Source organism: Rhizobacter sp. P2_H2, from assembly GCF_056403375.1.
Genome location: NZ_JBFUFP010000870.1, coordinates 1 through 2370, shown reverse-complemented (window position 1 = coordinate 2370; position 2370 = coordinate 1). Strand labels below are relative to the sequence as shown.

General features: G+C 71.2%; 4 protein-coding genes. 2 read left to right on the top strand and 2 right to left on the bottom strand.

What is annotated here, in order from left to right; genetic code table 11:
- The coding region (locus AC1D15_RS27535) for an NAD(P)/FAD-dependent oxidoreductase (RefSeq protein WP_477828506.1) at positions 1–819 on the top strand (819 nt) is incomplete at its 5' end.
- A 7-nt stretch (positions 820–826) separates the two neighbouring features.
- On the opposite strand, the gene AC1D15_RS27530 is transcribed toward AC1D15_RS27535, so the two are convergent.
- Complete coding sequence (locus tag AC1D15_RS27530; protein ID WP_477828505.1) at positions 827–1699, bottom strand: LysR family transcriptional regulator; 873 nt, start codon at positions 1697–1699, stop codon at positions 827–829.
- Positions 1700–1818: 119 nt separating this feature from the next.
- Between AC1D15_RS27530 and AC1D15_RS27525 the strand changes: the two genes are divergently transcribed.
- Positions 1819–2016, top strand: a complete 198-nt coding sequence (locus tag AC1D15_RS27525; RefSeq protein WP_465113807.1) for a hypothetical protein — start codon at positions 1819–1821, stop codon at positions 2014–2016.
- A 25-nt stretch (positions 2017–2041) separates the two neighbouring features.
- Here AC1D15_RS27525 and AC1D15_RS27520 read toward each other — a convergent pair.
- A partial coding sequence (locus AC1D15_RS27520; protein WP_477828504.1) for a RidA family protein occupies positions 2042–2370 on the bottom strand: 329 nt, incomplete at its 5' end.

Here is a 2370-nt window from a genome sequence, read left to right as displayed (position 1 = left end):
GTGCAGCTCGACGTGCCCGGCGCGGCGCCCGGCCAGGTGCGCAGCCTGCGCAGCTTCGGCGACAGCCGCGCGATCGCCGCGYAGGCGGGCTCCGCACGCGTGGCGCTGGTGATCGGCTCGAGCTTCATCGGGCTGGAGGTGGCGGCCTCGCTGCGCGCCCGCGGACTCGAGGTGCATGTGGTGGCACCCGACGCGGTGCCGATGCGGCGCATCCTCGGCCCCGAGCTCGGTGCGTTCGTGCGCGACCTGCATGCGTCGCACGGCGTGGTCTTCCACCTCGGCACCACCGTGGCGCGGGTCGACGGCTCCCAGGTCCGGCTGGCCGACGGCACGGTGCTCGAGGCCGACCTGATCGTCGCCGGTGTCGGCGTGCGGCCCGCGCTCGCGCTGGCCGAACAGGCCGGGCTCGCCGTCGACCGCGGCGTCAGCGTCGACGCGTGGCTGCAGACCAGCGCGCCGGGCATCTTCGCGGCCGGCGACATCGCGCGCTGGCCGGACCCGCATTCGGGCGAGCGCATCCGCGTCGAGCACTGGGCGCTCGCGCAGCGCCAGGGCCAGGTCGCCGCGCTGAACATGCTCGGCCGGCACCGCGCCTTCGACATCAGCCCGTTCTTCTGGAGCCAGCACTACGACGTGACGATCCAGTACGTGGGCCATGCCGAGCGCTGGGATGCGATCGAGATCGACGGCTCGATCGCGGCGCGCGACTGCAGCGTGCGCTACCGGCTCGGCGGCCGCGTGCTGGCCGTCGCGACGATCGGGCGCGACCTGGCGAGCCTGCGCGCCGAGCGCGAGCTGGAAGGCGCCGTGGCGGCGTAGCGCAGGCTCATTCGTGGTCGGCCGTCGTGCCGCCGGCGGCATGGCGCAGCCCGTCGAGCGCCGGCTGCACGACGGCGGCATCCGACTCTTCGGCGAACACCGCATAGGCCGGGTACAGGAACTCGGGCGCGCCCTTCACGCGGCGCAGCCGGCCGCTGTCGAGGTGCTTGCGCACGACCGCGAGACGGAAGTAGCCCGAGCCGCCGTTGGCCAGCACGAACTCGCGCCCGAGCGGGCCGAGGCCGGCGGTCACCGCGGCATGGCCCAGGTGCGGGAAGGCGAGGCTGTGCTGCTGCGCGAACTCCGGGCCCCAGTCGACGTAGACGTAGTCGGCCGGGTCGAGCTTGCGGGCGCGCTTGTGGGTGGGCGGGTGCGTCGTGACGAGCACCAGCTTCTCCTCGATCAGCAGCTCGATGCGCAGGCCCGGGCGGCGCTGCGGCGCGTAGACGACCGCGATGTCGAGCATGCCGGAGGCGACGCGGTCCATCAGCTCGGGCGCGACGCCCACCTCGGTGCGCAACGCGAGTTGCGGCGCGACGTTGCGCATCCACAGCAGCCAGTCGAGCAGCAGCGGATCCCACAGGCTCATCTCGCAGCCGATGGTCAGCACGGATTCATGGCCGGGCGGCACGGCCACCTGGTGGCGCGCCCGCTCCCACACCTGCACCATCATCGAGGCGTGGCGCACGAAGCGCTCGCCGGCCGGCGTGAGCGAAGCGCCGGCCTTGCTGCGCACGAACAGCGTGGCGCCGACCGCCTCCTCCAGCGCCTTCACGCGGGCGCTGACCGCCGTCTGCGTGACGTGCAGCCGCTCGGCGGCGCGAACGAAGCTGCCGGTCTCGACGATGTCGAGGAAGGTGCGCGCGAGGGTCACGTCCACAGCGTCTCCAGAGACGGATTTGAATGCAACATTGTTGCTCTTATCGGTCAATAAAGATCGCTTTACCTGCCCTCAAGCAAGGACGACCATGTGCATCACGCCAACGGAAGGAGTCCGGAATGAACACACGCTCTTCGAACACGACACCGCAGCGCACCGCTTCCGAACGCCCGCAGGCGGGGCCGGCACAGCGGGCCGCCGTGCCGCAGAAGAATGCCGACGCGCAGCGCACGAACGCCTCTGCCCAGAGCCGCAGCGAAGCACGCCATGCCACCCGCGTGGCGGCCGAGAGCGAGGTCCTGATCGTCGGGGTCTGAGCGGGCCCGTCCGCTGTCGCTCTGGTCAGCTTGCGCCGGTCTCCGGCAGCTTCGCGATCACCTTGATCTCGAATTGGAAGCCGTAGAGCCAGGTCACGCCGATGCCGGTGAGCGTCGGGTGCGGTGCGTTGCCCCAGTACTCCGGCACGATCTTCCAGATCGTGTCGAACGTCGATTCCGGATCGACGATGAAGACGGTCACGTCGACCACGTCGTCGAACGTGCAGCCGGCTGCCGCCAGGATGGCATTCAGGTTGTCGAACGCGAGCCGCACCTGGGCCTGCAGGTCCGGCTCGGGAGAACCGTCCGGCCTGCTGCCGACCTGCCCCGACACGAACAGGAAGCCGTTGGACC